Source organism: Sporosarcina sp. P34 (assembly GCF_002743375.1).
Classification (GTDB): domain Bacteria; phylum Bacillota; class Bacilli; order Bacillales_A; family Planococcaceae; genus Sporosarcina.
Map to the genome: position 1 here is coordinate 36,917 of NZ_PDZC01000014.1, position 17,581 is coordinate 54,497.

Sequence of the window (17,581 nt, forward strand, 5' to 3'; positions counted from 1 at the left end):
TTTTTGCATTTTCAAAGAGTTAATGGGGTACAGTACATGTAGGAATACTATCTGATAAGGAGGAAATGCGAATGGATGATGAAAGAAGAGAAGAAAGTAAAGTGGAGATGGAACGGCAACAACCGATTCCACCGATGGAACCCAAACGCAACCCTAAACGCCGAGGTAGTTTTTGGCCAGGTTTACTTGGCGCATTATTGGGTGGATTAATCGTATTTTTAACTATGATGTATGCTACGGGGACATCGAGTAATGAGGATACTACAAAGATCGAAAAAACAGAAGGTAAAACTACATCCGAGCACGCACAAGTATCGATGGATATCTCTTCAGAGGTGACAGGAGTCGTAGACAATGTCGCAAATGCCGTCGTTGGTATTACGAATATCCAGACGGTCCAGGATTTTTGGTCTTCCACAACGTCTACTCAAGAAGCGGGTTCGGGTTCGGGTGTCTTGTATAAAAAAGAAGGTGACAAAGCATATATTGTTACCAACCACCATGTCGTGGAGAATTCCGAACAACTCGAAGTCAGTTTTGATGATGGTACGAAGGTTGAAGGAAAATTAATCGGCAGTGATCTATGGACAGACTTGGCTGTAGTTGAAATTGATGCGGAACACGTCGATACAGTGGTAGAATTCGGTGATTCAGATGCATTAAAACGTGGAGAAACAGTCATTGCTATCGGTAATCCATTAGGACTTGGCTTTGCAGGATCTGTTACAGTAGGTGTAATTTCAGGTAAAGACCGCTCGATTCCAATGGATTTAAACAAAGATGGAAATGTCGATTGGCAGGCTGACGTCTTACAGACAGATGCAGCGATCAACCCAGGAAACTCCGGTGGTGCTCTAATCAACATGGCAGGTCAATTGATCGGGATCAACTCCATGAAGATCTCTGAAGCAACAGTAGAGGGTATTGGACTAGCTATTCCAATCAATATTGCATTACCGATTATTGAACACTTGGAAGAAACGGGGCAAGTAAACCGTCCGACAATGGGTGTATCGTTACTTGATCTTCGACAAATTCCCATTCAGCAACAGCAACAGACATTGAACTTGCCTAAAGAAGTAACGGATGGCGTTGTTGTAACGGATGTCATACCGAATTCATCTGCAGTAGAAGCAGGCGTGAAGAAGTATGATACGATTGTTCAGTTGGATGATGAGCTAGTGACAGATATGGTCAGTCTACGTAAGTATTTGTATAATAAAAAAGAAATTGGCGATCCATTGAAAATTACAGTCTATCGTGATGGAAAGAAACTGGACTTGGAAATGGTGTTGAAAGACGGAAATACATTCTAAGAGAATGTATATTGTCCACAAAGTGAACAACTTCCCGTCCACATCAGGCATCTAGCGAAAATGCGCTACGATGCCTGATTTTTTTATGAAGTTATCCAATTGTGGATAAAATCACAATAATGTGTACAATATTGTGTAAAAGAAAGTGTTCAGAAAATAATAATTTAAATCAAAGTGACAAGTGCCAATCCCTTACAGGTCAATAGGTTGAGGCATTTTCATCTTTTATGGTAAAAAGATCATTCTATTCAAAATGAAAAACGAATGAAAAGTTATCCACATTGATGTGATACAATAATCAGTAAGATTTACATGTAGTGCGGAACAAATAATCGGACACAATATGTAGATAGGTCTGTGGATATGTGTATAAGTATTATGTATAACTTTTGGAAGGTGAGTGGATAAACTGTGAATATATCAATTGTGACCGTGGGTAAGTTAAAAGAAAAGTATTTGAAACAAGGAATAGAAGAGTATACGAAACGTCTGAATAGCTATGCAAAAATGCAATTAATCGAAGTGGCGGATGAAAAAGCACCTGAAACTCTAAGCGAAGCCGACATGGAAATCGTGAAAAAGAAAGAAGCTGATCGAATTCTGGCAAAAATTGCACCAGATGCGCATGTCATTGCACTAGCAATCGACGGGAAAATGAAAACTTCTGAGGAATTCGCAGCTAGTATCGATTCATTGATGACATACGGTAAAAGCAAGATTGTCTTTGTGATTGGCGGATCACTTGGTTTACATAGTAGTGTGTTGCAACGTTCGAATGAGAAGTTATCCTTTTCCAAGATGACGTTTCCGCATCAGCTGATGAAGTTGGTGTTGGTGGAGCAGATTTACCGTGGGTTTCGGATTATTAAGGGAGAACCATATCATAAATAAGTGAGGTTTGTAAAATAGACCACCTAGTGCGTTGGTATGACAACGATTTAGGTGGTTAATATTTAATTTAGTCATGAAATTTGTATTGTTTAAATGCTGGAACAGGAGGCTTGTACTTTTCAAAGATATCAGGGTCATGATAGGGAGGGTCTAATTGGCTAAGATCAAATGAATCATCTATACATGATATATATAAACTATAACCTTCTTCATCTTCAGAGAAAAACACTTCTTTTTTTTCGCCAAATTGAAGTGCTTGATTAATCGTATTCCTTAACCTTTGTAATGCTGCGCGATTGCCAACGATAAAGGCATCACCATGCCAACTTGGCTGTCCATAAATGTGTAAGTATTCATCTTCCTCACTATATTTCATCGCCTTTTCAATTTCCTCAATTATTTTCAATGGCTCCTTCTCTGTAATAAAAATATCAGAATGGAAACCTTGGAATACTTTTGATTTGAGATTATGTATAAATACTTCTTTTACATCACATTCTTGCACGAATAAGTACATCTCTTCTTGAATTTCACTTGCATACAAATAGACATGTATTTGTTGATTGTCCTTTTGGAAAAGGAACTGTTTTAAAAATGGGGTTGAACAAATTTCTTCTACTAGTAGAAAGCCCTTAGAGATGATTTTTTGGTTAGAAAAGGTTAAATAATTTTTTAGACTATGGCTATACCAATATAAATTACTCATACTTTACCTCCTAAAATTCATAGTATTTTGGATTTTTGATGGCTCTGCCTTTTATGATATCAATATTAATTTGCTTATACTATAAGCCTTTATAGAAATAACCGCATTTAGTTATATAACGGTGAACTGTATCATAAGTAAATAAGGTTTAAAGATAATAAACTGTGTTCATTAAAAATAACTAAAGGAACGATGAATAGAACAGTAGTTAACTCTACAAAGTAGCCATACAAGCTTCTATTCATGCCAAGGAAATTACATCGACGTGTGTACGTGAAAACAGCCAGTTTCATTGCTACAAATCCATTTTAATTGATTTATTGACTTGATAAAACATGAACAGGCCTATCCAGATAAGCTGGATAGGCCTGTTTTAGTAGTTCAACTAAGGTTTTATAATGGATGTGTAGTTACCATTCGATTATTTTCATTTAGAAAGTCAAAAATAGTTTATAACAGTTCTGGGAATAAGTAATGCAAAATATCCGTTGTCACCCGTCGTGTTTTGCCTTTATAAGGGTAAATATGCATATACATCGAAGGGTTAAAATTCGCTTCGATGATGCCATACGCGCCTGGATTTGCTGCTGGCACATCGAGGTCTTCAATAATCAAATCGATGCCGCTAATTTTCGCTCCAAGAGCGGCTACTGCATCTACTGCAATCTTCTTATAATCTTCGGAAACTTGATCGGTTACATCAATCGAGTCTCCGCCAGTACTGACGTTGGAGTTCTCACGTAAGTAGACGATCTCGCCGTCTTCGGGAATGGAATCTATTTGATAGCCTTGACCTTTCAGCATAAGAACCTCAAGTTCGCCCAGTAGAATAAGCTCTAGTGGTGTACGGTGGTCTGTACCTCTTAGTGGATCACGGTTCTTTTCTTCAACCAATTCTTGAATCGTGTGTATACCGTCTCCTGTGACGTTTGCAGGCACGCGCAACAGGACGGCGAGTACTTTATCGTGTAGCACAAAGAAGCGGTACTCTGTGCCGGCAAGGAACTCTTCTATTAAAACTGAAGAGTCTTCTCCGAACGCGAGATTGATCGCTGTCTCATAGTCCTCATAACTGGCACCGTCTTTAAAGATGGAAATTCCAAGTCCGTAATTGGTTGTCTTGGGCTTGACGACAAATGGTGTCTTGGCAAACATCTTATAGGCATGCAAAGCCTCTTTCTTATTACTGAACTCTTCGCCACCCGGGACATGATAGCCCGCTTGATGAAGAATTTTCTTCGTCACGGTTTTATTTTCCATAATCAACGTAGAGACATACGTATCTTTGCTCGTCATATTACCGTTTTTCACGTATTCAATATGATCACGCAGTTTTAGTTTTAAGAATTGATCATGGCGGTCCAGGACCTCTACCTTGATGCCTTTCTGGATCGCATCATACATCATGATCTGCGTGGATAGCTCCATATCCGTAAAGCCTGTCAGTTCGTATGGCTTTTCCCATAGCTGACTATAGGTTTCCCTTGCAATTTCTGTTGCTACTTGGCTTTGACTCGTCTTTTGGCTTTCTGAATAAAGTCTTCCTGCCAAGGTTTTGGAAGGGTCGGCAAGCATCTCTCTCAGATTTGTAAATAATGTTTCGGAAACAGGGAAGTCTAGATCTTTTGATAACTGTTCCATTTCGTTAACGAGTTCATATGCTTCGGCTTCAAACTGTGTATGCGATAATGGGTGTTCAAGCGCGACAACATCATTGCGAGCATCACCTACTTTACCCCATTCATCGCTCTCGGGATTTTCTTCTTTTTGTAGTAGATATAGCAGGAATATATGTAGGAATTCCGCTTGCTCATAGCTGATGCCATTTGTTTCAAATGGGTTCAAATCGATATTCCGTAACTCCACATAACGCACACCGGTATGCTCGAATTCTGCGACCCGATCACTCCCACGTAAACGCATAGCCGTGTAGAACTCTTTTTCTTCTACTAGCAAACCTCGATTAACTACGGAAGATAAATCCGAAATATATTTTTGAATCGTGCTGAACGACACATTTACATCGTCATGATTCGTATAGCCGAATCGGCTACTTCGAATACTTCTAACTGGTTCGTCTGGTTTATCGTCGCATCCGTAGAAGTTTTCTTCACTTGTAGGGGACGCACCGTAGAAATACGTGACGAGCCAGCGATAATACAAATAGTTTCTAGTCAGTTTTAAATAAATATCCGTTTTAAATTGCTGATAATCATCGACATCCGATTGTAAATCAAATAACATGCGGAGTAGTTCGTCACTGAATTCAAAATTAAAATGAATTCCACAAATCATTTGCTTACGACGGCCGTATGAATTGGCGAGTGAACGACGATACAGTACATTTTCGAAACTGTTCAGCTTCGCAATCATGATATCTTCCTCTTTTTTAGGAAGAGCAGGGGGCATACTTAACGGCCAGAGCATTTCATTCTTGCCCATCGAACGGTAGGCGACGTCGTGAATGCCTGATAGATAATTAAATAGTTCATCTAGTGTGTTCAGAACAGGCGTGATCAATTCCATTTGAGTTTCTGAGAAGTCGCGTTGAATATACGGGTGCTCGTCACCCATTCCGATATTCGCGGGGTGGTCGGTTGTTGCCAAATGCCCATCGAGATCCACGCGTTGTCCTTCCTTTTCAATACCATACCGAGCTTTCAGAACATACGGCTTCACACGTTCATCGGCTAACAATTTCTTTAGATCCATCGTGGCTATCCCTCCTATGTAATATATTTTTCACTTCGTTCTTCTATCTTAGTTCATATACCCTTAAAAACAAAAACATCCACACTGCGTGGCAATGTGAATGTTTTGGACTGTTAATGGGTGAGCTTAAGACACACTCCCCGAAGGCGTCACCCTCTGGAAGCAGTAGCTACTTCAACTATCAAAATGTATTCATGTTACCTTAAGTTCTTCATGTGAAAATCAAAGTGTTCTTCCAAGAAGGAAGAGATGAAGAAGTAGCTATGGTCATAGCCGTCTACTTTGTTATATTCCACTGCTTGGTCATACTGCTTTGCATTTTCAAGGAACGGTTTTTCATTCAATTGCTCAGGATAAAATCCATCTGCAGTTCCTTGTGTAATAAGGATGGGTGGAATACCTGCTTCCTTCACCAGTTCAGCAGTGTCCCACTCTTTCCACGCCGCTTTGTCTTCCCCTAGGTAAGCCGTAAACGCCTTAATTCCCCAAGGAACCTCGCTTGGACTTGAAATAGGAGAGAATGCTGAAATCGCTTTGAAACGATTTGCATTTTTCATCCCGATCATCAATGCACCATATCCACCCATTGAGTGGCCCATGATACTTTCATTACCAGAGAAATTAGGCACTAGAGTAGCGGCAATTTCACGTAGTTCCTCCGTTATATACGAATACATTTGATAATGTTTAGCCCACGGCTCTTCTGTTGCGTTTAGATAAAAGCCTGCACCTTGTCCAAGGTCAAATGCCTCGTCGTCCGCTATATCTTCTCCGCGGGGTGATGTATCTGGAATAATTACAGCTACTTGATGTTTTTCAGCCAAGCTTTGGAAACCACTTTTTTGACTGAAATTATCATCCGTACATGTTAATCCCGACAAAAACCAAATAAGTGGTATTTCTTTTTGTTCTTTATTTGACGGCAAGAAGATACTAAATGTCATATCGCACTTGAGGACTTCTGAATAATGGTTGTATTTGTTTTGTTCCCCACCAAAAGAGCGTCTTTGCTCAACGCGTTCTAGACTCATGATCTCACTCTCCATATGTTAGTATTGATCGAATTGATTCACCTTTATGCAGTAAATCAAAGGCTTCATTAATATCCGTGAAGTTTAATTGGTGTGTAATGAACGAATCTAAATCAATTTCACCATCCATGTAGTCATCAATCATCCCTGGCAATTCGGTTCTGCCTTTTACTCCACCAAATGCAGAACCTCGCCATACGCGACCTGTAACTAGTTGGAATGGACGGGTATGAATTTCTTTACCAGCAGCTGCGACGCCAATAATGATGCTCTCGCCCCAACCTTTATGGCAACATTCAAGAGCAGCTTTCATGACTTCGACATTACCGATACACTCGAAACTGTAGTCTACTCCGCCGTCCGTCATGTCTACAATGACTTCTTGAATTGGCTTATCGAATGTAGAAGGGTTGATGAAATCAGTTGCGCCCATCTTCTTCGCCAATTCAAATTTATCTTCATTCATATCAATAGCGATGATACGACCTGCTTTTGCTTGCTTCAATCCTTGAATAACAGCCAAACCAATAGCTCCAAGACCGAAGACTGCCGTAACCGCACCTTCTTCTACCTTCGCTGTATTATGAACAGCTCCGATACCCGTAGTGACGCCACACCCGAATAGACAAACTTTATCAAGTGGTACGTTATGATCTTCCACTTTAACTAGAGAGATCTCAGACACGACAGTATACTCACTGAAAGTGCTCGTTCCCATATAGTGATAAATCGGTTCGCCATTGTAAGAGAAGCGAGTCGTACCGTCAGGCATTAATCCTTTACCTTGTGTTTCGCGAATTGCCCCACATAGGTTAGTTTTACCGGATAGACAGAATTTACATTTTCCGCATTCAGGTGTATAAAGTGGAATAACGTGGTCGCCAGGTTTAACGGAAGTAACTCCTTCACCTACTGAAACAACAACACCAGCGCCTTCATGACCTAAAACGGCAGGAAATACTCCTTCTGCGTCATCGCCTGATAATGTATATGCGTCTGTGTGACAGACAGAAGTGTAAAGAATTTTGACTAATACCTCATGAGCTTTTGGTTCTTCTACATCGATTTCTACAATTTTAAGTGGTTCTCCAGGTTTGAATGCTACAGCTGCTCTACTTTTCAAATGAAGCCCTTCTTTCTTTTACTGTATTGTGTTTACTTTTCTATCATTACATATTATAATTCACCATGCAATACTGACTCTTTTGTCACTATGAACATGAATAGTATAGAAAGAAGTGAAGCAATATGGTCATTCATTATAAAGATAAGCAGTACTTTACAAGCAAGGATTTGGCTTTGTCTGTCATAGGAGGTCGTTGGAAAATTGCTATTATCTGGTGCTTACTGCACGAAACACCGTTAAGGTTGAGCGAAATACAGAAAAAACTTCCGGATGCCAATCAACGTATGTTGATCAGACAGTTACGAGAATTAGAAGAGGATAAAATCATTACACGCTATGTCTATCCCGTCGTGCCGCCAAAAGTGGAGTACAAATTAAGTGAAGTGGGTTTATTATTGGAACCAGTCGTTACATCGATTTGTAATTTTGGCGATCAGTTTATGCAAACAATTGAACATGAGACAGATTCAACGTTAGTTGACTGAATGAAGACAAATTGTAACGAATCAAGCTATACTAAGAACCACATCAATATAGTAGAGAGGGTACAGGTGATTACATGAATAATAATGATATTTTAAGCAGATTACGCTACGCGCTAGATCTAAAAGATTCCGCTGTCGTAGAAATGTTTGCATTAGGCGGACTGAAGACAAACAGAGCGGAAGTAAAAGAGATGCTGACAAAAACGAATGAAGATAGTACGGATGAAATGCAGATGAATGAATATGCAAAGGAAATTGACAACATAACGTTGGAGTCATTTCTAAATGGCTTGATCAGCTCCAAAAGAGGAGTACCGGAAAATGCCGCTAATGCTCCACAACCATTTCTTATGTCAGAAGAAGGTCACCGTAATGTCAATAATATTTTGCTGAAGAAAGTAAAAATTGCATTATCTCTTACAAGTGAAGATATGCTGGAGATTTTAGAAAATACAGGTGTTACGATATCTAAAAACGAATTAAGTGCTGTTCTTCGTAAAGAAGGTCATCGGAATTATAAACCGTGTGGTGATCGATACGCTCGAAACTTCCTGAAGGGACTGGCATTACGTTACCGTGATCAGTAAAACCATAACCGGAAGCGGTCACTGAAGATATAAAATAATAGGGAGTGTTAGATAGATATGTTCAAGCGTACTAAAGCATTGTATTTCCTACTGAGTTTGATGGCGCTGGCCATTCTTTTAGTAGGGTGTGGGGGAGCAGATGAAGAAAAAACAGTGGAGACACCGAAAGAAGAAACCACAGAACAACCAAAAGAAGAAGCGGTTGATTACTCGAAAGATGTAAAAGAGAACCCTGTCGTGACGATCACGATGGAAAATGATGAGCAGATTGTGTTAGAACTAGAGCCGACTGTTGCACCGAATACAGTAGCGAATTTCATTTCTCTAATTGAAGACGGTTATTACGATGGCTTGATTTTCCACCGTGTGATTCCGGGCTTTATGATTCAAGGTGGAGATTCATCCGGTGACGGATCAGGCGGACCGGGATACGCAATTGATGGAGAATTCTCTTCGAATGGTTTTGAAAATAATATGAAACATGAGCGCGGTGTGATTTCGACTGCACGTACGCAAGATCCGAACTCTGCAGGGTCACAATTCTTCATCATGACAGACGACAACTCTTCACTTGACGGCGAGTATGCAGCTTTCGGTAAAGTGACAGAAGGCATGGAGACAGTAGATGCTATCGTAGCTAACGAAACAGATGCTATGGATAAGCCTATCGAAGAACAGAAGATGAAGACGGTTGAAGTAGATACGAAAGGCTTCGATTACCCTGAACCAGTCACACACTAATCATACAAAACGCAGTAAGCTTTTAAGCTTGCTGCGTTTTTGATATAGCAAGTTCATTTATTTCCCATGCAATGAATTATTCTAAAGATAAATTGTATAGTAAAGTATTTACTTGTTACTCTGTATTTACCTATTCCTTTTTTATATGTTTTAATACCGCAACAATGAGGAAACTGACGATGACTAGTAGTAACCAAGAACTTAATTTGCCGATGCCAACGAGATGCCATGTCTCGCCTTGATTGGGATAAGTCCACGCCCCAAAGAAAGTAGCAATATTTTCAGCTACCCAAACGAAAAAGCCAATTAATATGAATGAAAGGGATAAAGGCATACGGTAATGTGTCTCGCTTACCCAAAAACTAACCGATGCACGCCAAAAAATAACTAGTACTAATGCGGATAACCACCATCTTATATCGATCCAATAATGATGAGTAAAGAAGTTTCCGTATATCGCGATGGCAAGCGGAATAACTGCCCAGAGCGGCGGCCAATTAATTAGGTTGACGTGCAATCGCCTCCAAGCCTGGCATAAATAACTCGCTACGCTCGCATACATGAAACCGCTGTACAAAGGGACGCCTAGAATTTTGAAATAACCTTCTTCAGGATAAGACCAAGAACCCATATGTACTTTAAATATCTCTAAAGTTAGACCAATAATATGAAATAACGTAATCACTTTAAGTTCATCACGTGTTTCGAGTCCTGATCGTACCATCCACCACTGGGTTCCGATAAAAATGATGAGTAGCCAGTCATATCGTGGCAAGAAAGGTAGAGATATGATTTGAGTAAGCGCGAGTGAGCTGAAGATCATAACAGGAAAAATGCAAGCTAATGCTTGTTGCCATCCGAAAATAAAAAGTTGTCGTGTTGCATTCATTGTTTTCATGCGTAAAGTATACAAACTCATATGTCACCGCCTACTTTTTCATAATGGAAATTAGTATGACGCTGAGATAATAGTTTAGGTTCATTCTCGGAGAAACGTTTCACGTGAAACATAGCATATTCATGAAAGAGGGTGATAAGTTTTGAGTAGACGTATAATCGATGCGCATATTCATTTAGATATGTATGAAGAAGAAGACCAAATTCAAATTTTGCGCGAGTTAGATGTGAATGATGTGACTGCCATAGTGGCGGTTTCAAATAACTTCGCATCTTCAGTTAAGCAATTAGAGCTATCGAAAATAGATAGGCGCGTCAAACCTGCAATAGGTTATCATCCGGAACAAGCGTTACCAAGTGAAATAGAACTTTCAGAAATTCTGCAATTGATTGATGAACATGCAAGTTACCTCACCGCGATTGGAGAAGTAGGGTTGCCATATTATTTGCGGCAAAAACAACCCAACGTAGACGTAGCATTATATAAAAATGTGTTGGAACTTTTTGTTCGGAAGGCAGCCAAATATAACTTGCCAATTGCCTTACATGCCGTTTATGAAGATGCAGCTATTGTTTGTGAGATGTTAGAACAGTATTCAATCTCGAAAGCGCAATTTCACTGGTTTAAAGGCGACGATATAATATTGGAACAAATTATCGCAAACGGTTATATGATTTCTGTGACGCCAGAAGTTACGTATCGGGAAAAGATTCAACATCTAGTCAAACAAGTTCCGTTCACTCAGCTAATGGTCGAAACAGATGGGCCATGGCCTTTTGATCATTCTTTTAAAGATAAATTGACACATCCTTCTATGATGCATGAAAGTATTCACAGTATCGCTAAAATTAAAGGTGTAACTGTTGATGAGGCATATAGAGAAATCTATAAGACGACACAACGATTTTTTTGCATATAAATAGAGACACGCTGATTGAAGCGTGTCTCTGTTTTATCTAAGTACACTATTCATGAACAAATCACAATAATTTTATGTGGAGTAGTTTGGGGAGGGATACTCTTTGTAGTTGCACCATATATAACGATCAAAGTTCGATCTGCTATATTTCCTGTGAAATACTGACCATTTGTCGAAAGTATTTCAGTTTGTGGAGACAGATTAAGCTGAAGCGTTCCATCACTACTTTGCAAGCGACGATTGAAGTAGTCGACTTTGACATTTTCACGTTTAGAATCTTTGGCCATAACTACCGCTCCAAATTGAGGAGGATAGATCATAGGCGTGGCAGCGTCGGCATCATAAAATCCTGTAACGCGATCACCTACGTTAATTTTTACATGATTGACAAAATAAGTTGTCGGTCCTACTACAAAGTTTACGACATTTCCTCTACCATTATCGACTGTCATCAACATGTAGCAACCAGCGTCATTGTTCTGCCCCGTATAAAATTCATTTATAACCATTACGACACCATTGAAAGACTGAATATTCATCACAGTTCTCCTTTCATCCATAAACCGTATCGATCTAGACTATGCGAAGTTTTTGATTTAGTGACTAGTGGAAAAGTTTATGAGTTACATTGAAATAATTTTCCAGATGCCAATTGACATTACAGACAAAACGGGCTATATTAAATGATAACTATTCTCATTTGCGTGTTATGAATGTCACATATTTGTCATAGACCGCTCGATGATTAGGTTGCAATGATTCATGTATTGGGTGATTTATGAGATAATTTAGAAGTGGAAGTATGCCCAGTGAATGGAAATCCATTGGTGGATTTATGTAGCATAAAAATAAACAAGTGAGAAGGGAGTATGTCCAAGTGAGAAAAGCATTTTTATACTTTTTAGTTGTAAGTTTTTTCGTGTTGACAGTAGGTCTGCCGCAAGCATCTGCCAAAATTGCAGACGGTACTCAGCAATTAAATTACCAAGTTAATCAGCCAGACAGCACTAATGCATCTATTGCAAATGATTATTTCCAAAAACCAGCACTTGTCACTGTAACGAATGGATCTGCTATTGTACAGCTAACGCTTAAAAACAGTTCATGGATTACGAAGTTCGAGCCAGCAGGCGGAGCGGAAGTAGTTAACGAAGATCTTAAAGCTGATACGCGTGTTGTAGAGTTTAGCGTAAGTGATATATCAAAACCAGTGAAGATCCCAATGAAAGTGGATGTAGAACATATTAATTACCACCACGAGTATACAGTTGATTTAGTGTTTGAGGATAAAAGCGCCGTGACACCACCGGCAGTAAAACAACCTGCAACAACTACCACCCCACCACCAAACACAAATACCAACACTAGTACCAGTACAGTCACAAAAAAACCAACTACTCAAGTACCAGTAAAGAATCCACAAACTAGTGATTCAACGCCGTACCTATTAATTATTGTATTAGCAGGTTCAGCATTTTTATTGTATAAAACTAGATTCCAAAGAAAACAGGGGGAACAATAATTATGAAGAAAAAAACATCATCTCGCGCAACGAAAGTAGTACTTGCTTCATTACTTGCAGCTTCTATCGCTATTCCAACAGCGGCATCCGCTAGCCCGATTAGCACAAGCGATCAAGCAACGTCGGCTTTGAAACAAGCGGCAGCAGTGGATCAAGTAATTGATTTGAATGTATATAAATCTGGAACTATGACACCTGAGCCTGCAATTAGCAGTCATCTCGTGCCACAAGGTACTTTAGTTGAAAAAGACGGAGTAACATATGCGAAGGTAACGGTTGCAGCTAAATCAGCACCGATGATTGCAGGTTTTCAAACGAAACAAGGAGAAGAATTTGCCGATGCAACGGAAGTTAAAAATACTGATGGCACGACTACTTATACTTTCCCAGTAGTTACGGATAAAGTATATTCAGGTAGAATTCATGTAGTAGTACCAGCGGCTAACATGGATAAGTGGTATGAATTTGATATGAGTGCAACAGTCGCTAAAACAGACACAGACACGGAAACTATAAGCAATGTGAACGTAAAAGTATATAAAGATGGAACGAATGAAGAATCTATCATGAATGACTACATGTTGCCAGTTGCATCTGTAAAGAAAGTAACGGGTAGTAATGAAGTAACCGTAACATTCCCTAAAGGCGGCTATATCCAAGGCTTCAAAATTGCCGGTAAGGATGTACCTGTAGCAACAGATGATAAATCAACAGGCGTACGCACATATACATTCAACGTAGCGGATTTAACGAAGTTAGTAAATGCTGAAATTCACGTTATTGTCAATGAAGGTCCTATTAATTATGACTCAAACCACAAAGTACAAATTGCTCTAGATGGTGCAAAACCAACTGTAAATCCGTTCAAAGACATTGAAAAAGACGTTAACAAAGAAGCGATTCTTGCACTTCTTGACAAAGGGATTGTAAAAAGTGCGGATAAGTTCAATCCACGTAACAACATCACACGTTCACAGTTCGCATTGATGGTTGCACGTGCGTTGAAATTAGAAGATGCTCCATCCGCAGGGTTCCAGGACTTAGGGAAGATCACAGACAAAGAGCGTATCAACGCAATAAATGCTCTCGCAAAAGCTGGTATTGTTCAATCGAATGCAAAGTTCAACCCGAATGACACACTGACTCGTCAGCAAGGGGCATTGATGCTATACCGTGCAATTCAATATGCTGAAGGTAAAGAAATTAAAAAAGGTGATACAACACTCCCATTCTACGCAGATGGAAAAGCAATTAAAGATCCTGAAGCGAAGCAAGCATTTGCCTTGTTGTATGCAGAAAAAATCATGACAGGCGCAAAACAACCGAATGGTAAAGTTTTGATCAACTCTGGCGATTCATTACAACGCACACAAATGGCTAAAATCCTAAACGGTTCATTGAACTTTATGGAAAAATAAGAATCAACACAGATACTTCCTTTCGCGTTTCCAAAAGCGGAGGGAAGTTGCTGTCGTTTTACATGATGTGTAAAGGAGTGTACGTCTGAAATGAAAAGAATAGTTTTGTTACCTCTACTTTTGCTACTCATCTCTGCGTGGCTTCCTTTTCATTCCGTAAACGCAAATGAAAGAAAAGAAATCGCAAATGATGTATATCAAGTTGAACTAAGTTTTCTATCAGATGAAGCCGAGGGTGCAAAATTTTTATTTACTAAGCAGGCCACATTAACTGTTAAGGAAGATCGCTATACATTATCCATTTCAGCAAAGAAAGATCATATCCTTACACAAATTACTGCCATGCAGCAAGGAAACAAAACGAGCACGCGACTGAATCGGACAGAAAATTTAGTTCAGTTTGATATACAGGATATGTATCAAAAGATCGAACTTACAGGTAAATATCGTTTAGGAAAGGAAAATACGCAACAATCCTTTTCATATGAAGTATTGATTCAAGGGCAGTCATTACCGAAAATTGACCAAAATCAACCGGCTAAGTCCATTCAGTCAGGTGATGATACGGTACACTACCGATTGCTTTCAGACGGTAAACCTTCGGCCATGAATGAATACGTCAATCCAGTACTGCGCGTTGTAACACGTGATAATCGATACTTTGCTCAGTTAGAGATTCTTCAACCGAGTAAGGTTAAAGGCTTCACAGTAGAGCAGCATGGCGATTTAGTGGAACCAAAAGTGGTATCGCAAAACAAGACGCGTATTGTGCAGTTTGAAGTAGAAGATTTCCACAAGGGAACTAGAATCTGGATGAAAGTGGAGGACGCTGAGAACTCACATATACGGGAAGAGTTTTTACAAATTGCTTTCGATCCACAACAAACAGCGAAGTTTTTGAGCAACGTACCTTCAAACAACACAGCAGTTTCGTCATTAACTAAACGAACTGAGCAACCTAAAAAAACCACTTCTCCACCTAAACAAACCATGACCGAAAAAGAAAAGAAGATAGAAAAGTCATCCAAAGAAAAAGAACAAAAACAAGACGAGTTACCACCGCTTCTTCCTGAAGTGCAATTGGAATTTGATCGTACGGTGGACGATGTGAAGGAAGAGCCAGCTGAGATATTTGCGCAAGTAGCAAGCGAACCGGAAGAGCTGGCCATTCATGTACAGGATGAACAAACGCTTCCCTTTGATACAATGAAAATCGGCGTATTGTTCACATTATGTATTCTGTCGGGCATCTTATTAATACGTCGACTGACAAAGAAAAATAACGTTACGAGTAATGAATAACGAGTGGAGGAGTACATTGTGCAAAAAAAGTGGAGATATATATGGCTGACATTGGTAATCATGACAGTAGTGATTTTCGCAGGGTGCGGAAATAATAAAGAAGAGAAAGTCGCTCCAACAGATACTGTCGCGAAAAGTGAAACAGCTGAAACAAGTGATCAACGTATTATTGCGGGTACTGTAGTCATCGCAGATATTCTAGATAAGTTAGATATAGATGCCATCGCTATTCCTGAAACAGAAAAAAAAATGGCGAGTCGGTTTGATGGGCTTCCAACCATCGGTAATGCGATGACACCCGATATGGAAATTGTGAAATCAATGAACCCAACAGATTTTTTATCCGTTTCTACATTGGAATATGACCTCGAAGCGGGCTTTGAACAATTAAATATTCCGGCAACATTTTTAAACTTCCAAAGTGTTGATTCAATGATACAAGAAATCCAAGGTCTTGGAGAGCGCTATGACCGTAAAGCGCAAGCAGATAAATTAGTAGGGGACTTACAGAAAAAGATAGAAGCCGCAGAAGTAGTAGCAGCGAATCGCAAAGGTCCAAGTGTATTAATATTATTAGGAATTCCAGGAAGTTACTTAGTCGCGACGGAAAACTCCTACGCGGGTGATCTCGTGAAACGTGCGGGTGGAACGAATGTAATGGAAGGTCAAGATCCAGAATACTTATCGTCTAATACGGAGTACCTTCATAATAGTAATCCAGATATTATCTTGCGTTTATCACATGGTATGCCAGATGAAGTCGTGGAAATGTTCAACGAAGAGTTCCAAACGAATGATGTATGGAAGCATTTTGATGCAGTGAAAAATGGCAAAGTCTATGATTTGGAAGAAGAGTTATTCGGTACAACGGCTTCATTGCAAGTACCTGAAGCATTAAGTGAGCTAATGAAGATATTCTATCGATAACTCGATGAATTTCGTTTGAAAAGGAAGTCCGTCATGAGAAAAAGAATTGCTAGTTATGTAATCGTATCCCTGCTGCTTGTTGTAACTATCGTATATTCTGCTACGACAGGTAGTATTAAAATGGGATTTTTCGAGTTTTTCAGCGCGCTCTTTGAACAAGGCAACAGTCAAATGGAAGCCATTCGTGATTTGCGTTTTCCACGGATGATTGTGGCGATATTTGCAGGCGCGGCATTGTCAGTTTCGGGTGTCTTGCTGCAGTCCGTTATGCGTAACCCCCTTGCGGATGCAGGGATTATCGGGATATCTTCCGGTGCGGCATTCGTGCAGTTATTCATTATTTCGCTCTTTCCGATGCTTTTTTTCATGACGCCTTTATTTGCATTCATGGGTGGGGCGTTCGCTTGTTTTCTCGTCTTTGCACTATCGTGGAAATCCGATCTTAGCCCGTTGAAATTAATTCTTGTTGGCATTGCAATTAATGCGATGTTTACGGGTCTCACTGAAGCGTTCATCAGCTTTGGTGGTTCGTTGAACGTCTCAGCCTCAAGTATTGTCGGTTCAAATTTAACGATGCGTACGTGGAGCGATGTTTCGATCATTGCGACATACGGAACTATCGGACTGATTCTGGCGTTTGCATTGTATAGCTGGTGTAATTTATTAGTACTACAAGACAAGACAGCAAAGAGTATTGGCTTCCATGTCGCGCGTGCCCGTTTAATCATTGCGGCAGTAGCTGTTTTACTAGCAGCTATTTCGGTCGTAGTGGCGGGTGTGATATCGTTCGTTGGTTTACTTGTACCGCATATTGCCCGCAGATTAGTTGGCTATGACCATAAGGTCCTTATACCGTTTACTGCACTATTAGGAGCATTGATTATCTTGTTAGCTGACACGCTCGGTAGAACAATCGTGGCACCTCTTGAAATACCTGCTTCGACGCTAATGGCGATCATCGGCGGACCGTTCTTAATATTCTTACTGCGAAAAGAGTGAC

General features: G+C 39.8%; 17 protein-coding genes. 11 read left to right on the forward strand and 6 right to left on the reverse strand.

Annotation, left to right across the window (positions count from 1 at the left end; genetic code table 11):
• The first annotated feature begins 71 nt into the window (after positions 1–71).
• Positions 72–1,316, forward strand: coding sequence for a S1C family serine protease (locus CSV63_RS15225; protein ID WP_233192147.1), 1,245 nt, complete (start codon positions 72–74; stop codon positions 1,314–1,316).
• 411 nt (positions 1,317–1,727) lie between these two features.
• Entirely contained in the window at positions 1,728–2,207 is a 480-nt protein-coding gene (rlmH, locus tag CSV63_RS15230) for a 23S rRNA (pseudouridine(1915)-N(3))-methyltransferase RlmH (RefSeq protein ID WP_029054359.1), read from the forward strand.
• 67 nt (positions 2,208–2,274) lie between these two features.
• On the opposite strand, the gene CSV63_RS15235 is transcribed toward rlmH, so the two are convergent.
• From CSV63_RS15235 to CSV63_RS15250, 4 genes are all read right to left on the reverse strand, one after another.
• On the reverse strand, positions 2,275–2,913 hold the full coding sequence (locus CSV63_RS15235) for a hypothetical protein (RefSeq protein WP_099696569.1): 639 nt from the start codon (positions 2,911–2,913) through the stop codon (positions 2,275–2,277).
• Positions 2,914–3,363: 450 nt separating this feature from the next.
• A complete protein-coding gene (gene gshAB / locus CSV63_RS15240; protein WP_099696570.1) occupies positions 3,364–5,625 on the reverse strand; it encodes a bifunctional glutamate--cysteine ligase GshA/glutathione synthetase GshB in 2,262 nt (753 codons plus the stop codon).
• A 197-nt stretch (positions 5,626–5,822) separates the two neighbouring features.
• The gene (gene fghA / locus CSV63_RS15245) at positions 5,823–6,656 is read right to left on the reverse strand and encodes an S-formylglutathione hydrolase (protein ID WP_099696571.1); all 834 of its coding nucleotides are present in this window, start codon (positions 6,654–6,656) and stop codon (positions 5,823–5,825) included.
• A 4-nt stretch (positions 6,657–6,660) separates the two neighbouring features.
• Entirely contained in the window at positions 6,661–7,779 is a 1,119-nt protein-coding gene (locus CSV63_RS15250) for an S-(hydroxymethyl)glutathione dehydrogenase/class III alcohol dehydrogenase (RefSeq protein WP_099696572.1), read from the reverse strand.
• A 125-nt stretch (positions 7,780–7,904) separates the two neighbouring features.
• On the opposite strand from CSV63_RS15250, the gene CSV63_RS15255 reads away from it, so the two are divergent.
• From CSV63_RS15255 to CSV63_RS15265, 3 genes are all read left to right on the forward strand, one after another.
• A complete protein-coding gene (locus CSV63_RS15255; RefSeq protein WP_099696573.1) occupies positions 7,905–8,267 on the forward strand; it encodes a winged helix-turn-helix transcriptional regulator in 363 nt (120 codons plus the stop codon).
• Positions 8,268–8,341: 74 nt separating this feature from the next.
• On the forward strand, positions 8,342–8,854 hold the full coding sequence (locus CSV63_RS15260) for a YehS family protein (RefSeq protein WP_099696574.1): 513 nt from the start codon (positions 8,342–8,344) through the stop codon (positions 8,852–8,854).
• A gap of 57 nt (positions 8,855–8,911) precedes the next feature.
• Entirely contained in the window at positions 8,912–9,595 is a 684-nt protein-coding gene (locus tag CSV63_RS15265) for a peptidylprolyl isomerase (protein WP_099696575.1), read from the forward strand.
• Positions 9,596–9,725: 130 nt separating this feature from the next.
• Here the strand turns inward: CSV63_RS15265 and CSV63_RS15270 are convergent, their stop codons facing one another.
• The gene (locus CSV63_RS15270) at positions 9,726–10,484 is read right to left on the reverse strand and encodes a DUF817 domain-containing protein (RefSeq protein WP_099696597.1); all 759 of its coding nucleotides are present in this window, start codon (positions 10,482–10,484) and stop codon (positions 9,726–9,728) included.
• Between the two features lie 151 nt (positions 10,485–10,635).
• On the opposite strand from CSV63_RS15270, the gene CSV63_RS15275 reads away from it, so the two are divergent.
• Positions 10,636–11,412 carry a TatD family hydrolase gene (locus CSV63_RS15275; RefSeq protein WP_099696576.1) on the forward strand — a complete coding sequence of 259 codons (777 nt, stop codon included), beginning with the start codon at positions 10,636–10,638 and terminating at the stop codon, positions 11,410–11,412.
• 50 nt (positions 11,413–11,462) lie between these two features.
• On the opposite strand, the gene CSV63_RS15280 is transcribed toward CSV63_RS15275, so the two are convergent.
• Positions 11,463–11,954, reverse strand: a complete 492-nt coding sequence (locus CSV63_RS15280; protein WP_099696577.1) for a hypothetical protein — start codon at positions 11,952–11,954, stop codon at positions 11,463–11,465.
• A gap of 335 nt (positions 11,955–12,289) precedes the next feature.
• On the opposite strand from CSV63_RS15280, the gene isdC reads away from it, so the two are divergent.
• The 5 genes from isdC to CSV63_RS15305 all read left to right on the forward strand — a co-directional run bounded on the left by isdC (position 12,290) and on the right by CSV63_RS15305 (position 17,580).
• A complete protein-coding gene (gene isdC / locus CSV63_RS15285) occupies positions 12,290–12,934 on the forward strand; it encodes a heme uptake protein IsdC (RefSeq protein ID WP_233192149.1) in 645 nt (214 codons plus the stop codon).
• Positions 12,935–12,936: 2 nt separating this feature from the next.
• Positions 12,937–14,352: an NEAT domain-containing protein gene (locus tag CSV63_RS15290; RefSeq protein WP_099696579.1), complete on the forward strand. Its 1,416-nt coding sequence runs from the start codon at positions 12,937–12,939 to the stop codon at positions 14,350–14,352.
• 90 nt (positions 14,353–14,442) lie between these two features.
• Positions 14,443–15,654 (forward strand): NEAT domain-containing protein, encoded by a 1,212-nt coding sequence (locus CSV63_RS15295; RefSeq protein WP_099696580.1) that lies wholly within the window; start codon positions 14,443–14,445, stop codon positions 15,652–15,654.
• An 18-nt stretch (positions 15,655–15,672) separates the two neighbouring features.
• Complete coding sequence (isdE, locus tag CSV63_RS15300; protein WP_233192151.1) at positions 15,673–16,581, forward strand: heme ABC transporter substrate-binding protein IsdE; 909 nt, start codon at positions 15,673–15,675, stop codon at positions 16,579–16,581.
• 33 nt (positions 16,582–16,614) lie between these two features.
• Complete coding sequence (locus tag CSV63_RS15305) at positions 16,615–17,580, forward strand: FecCD family ABC transporter permease (protein ID WP_099696582.1); 966 nt, start codon at positions 16,615–16,617, stop codon at positions 17,578–17,580.
• Position 17,581 lies beyond the last annotated feature (1 nt).

Excerpts from the sequence above, each read along its gene's own strand:
- CSV63_RS15225 (WP_233192147.1), top strand. The coding sequence starts at position 72 with ATGGATGATGAAAGAAGAGAAGAAAGTAAAGTGGAGATGGAACGGCAA.
- CSV63_RS15235 (WP_099696569.1), bottom strand. The coding sequence starts at position 2,913 with ATGAGTAATTTATATTGGTATAGCCATAGTCTAAAAAATTATTTAACC.
- gshAB (WP_099696570.1), bottom strand. The coding sequence starts at position 5,625 with ATGGATCTAAAGAAATTGTTAGCCGATGAACGTGTGAAGCCGTATGTT.
- fghA (WP_099696571.1), bottom strand. The coding sequence starts at position 6,656 with ATGAGTCTAGAACGCGTTGAGCAAAGACGCTCTTTTGGTGGGGAACAA.
- CSV63_RS15255 (WP_099696573.1), top strand. The coding sequence starts at position 7,905 with ATGGTCATTCATTATAAAGATAAGCAGTACTTTACAAGCAAGGATTTG.
- CSV63_RS15260 (WP_099696574.1), top strand. The coding sequence starts at position 8,342 with ATGAATAATAATGATATTTTAAGCAGATTACGCTACGCGCTAGATCTA.
- CSV63_RS15265 (WP_099696575.1), top strand. The coding sequence starts at position 8,912 with ATGTTCAAGCGTACTAAAGCATTGTATTTCCTACTGAGTTTGATGGCG.
- CSV63_RS15270 (WP_099696597.1), bottom strand. The coding sequence starts at position 10,484 with ATGAATGCAACACGACAACTTTTTATTTTCGGATGGCAACAAGCATTA.
- CSV63_RS15290 (WP_099696579.1), top strand. The coding sequence starts at position 12,937 with ATGAAGAAAAAAACATCATCTCGCGCAACGAAAGTAGTACTTGCTTCA.
- CSV63_RS15295 (WP_099696580.1), top strand. The coding sequence starts at position 14,443 with ATGAAAAGAATAGTTTTGTTACCTCTACTTTTGCTACTCATCTCTGCG.
- CSV63_RS15305 (WP_099696582.1), top strand. The coding sequence starts at position 16,615 with ATGAGAAAAAGAATTGCTAGTTATGTAATCGTATCCCTGCTGCTTGTT.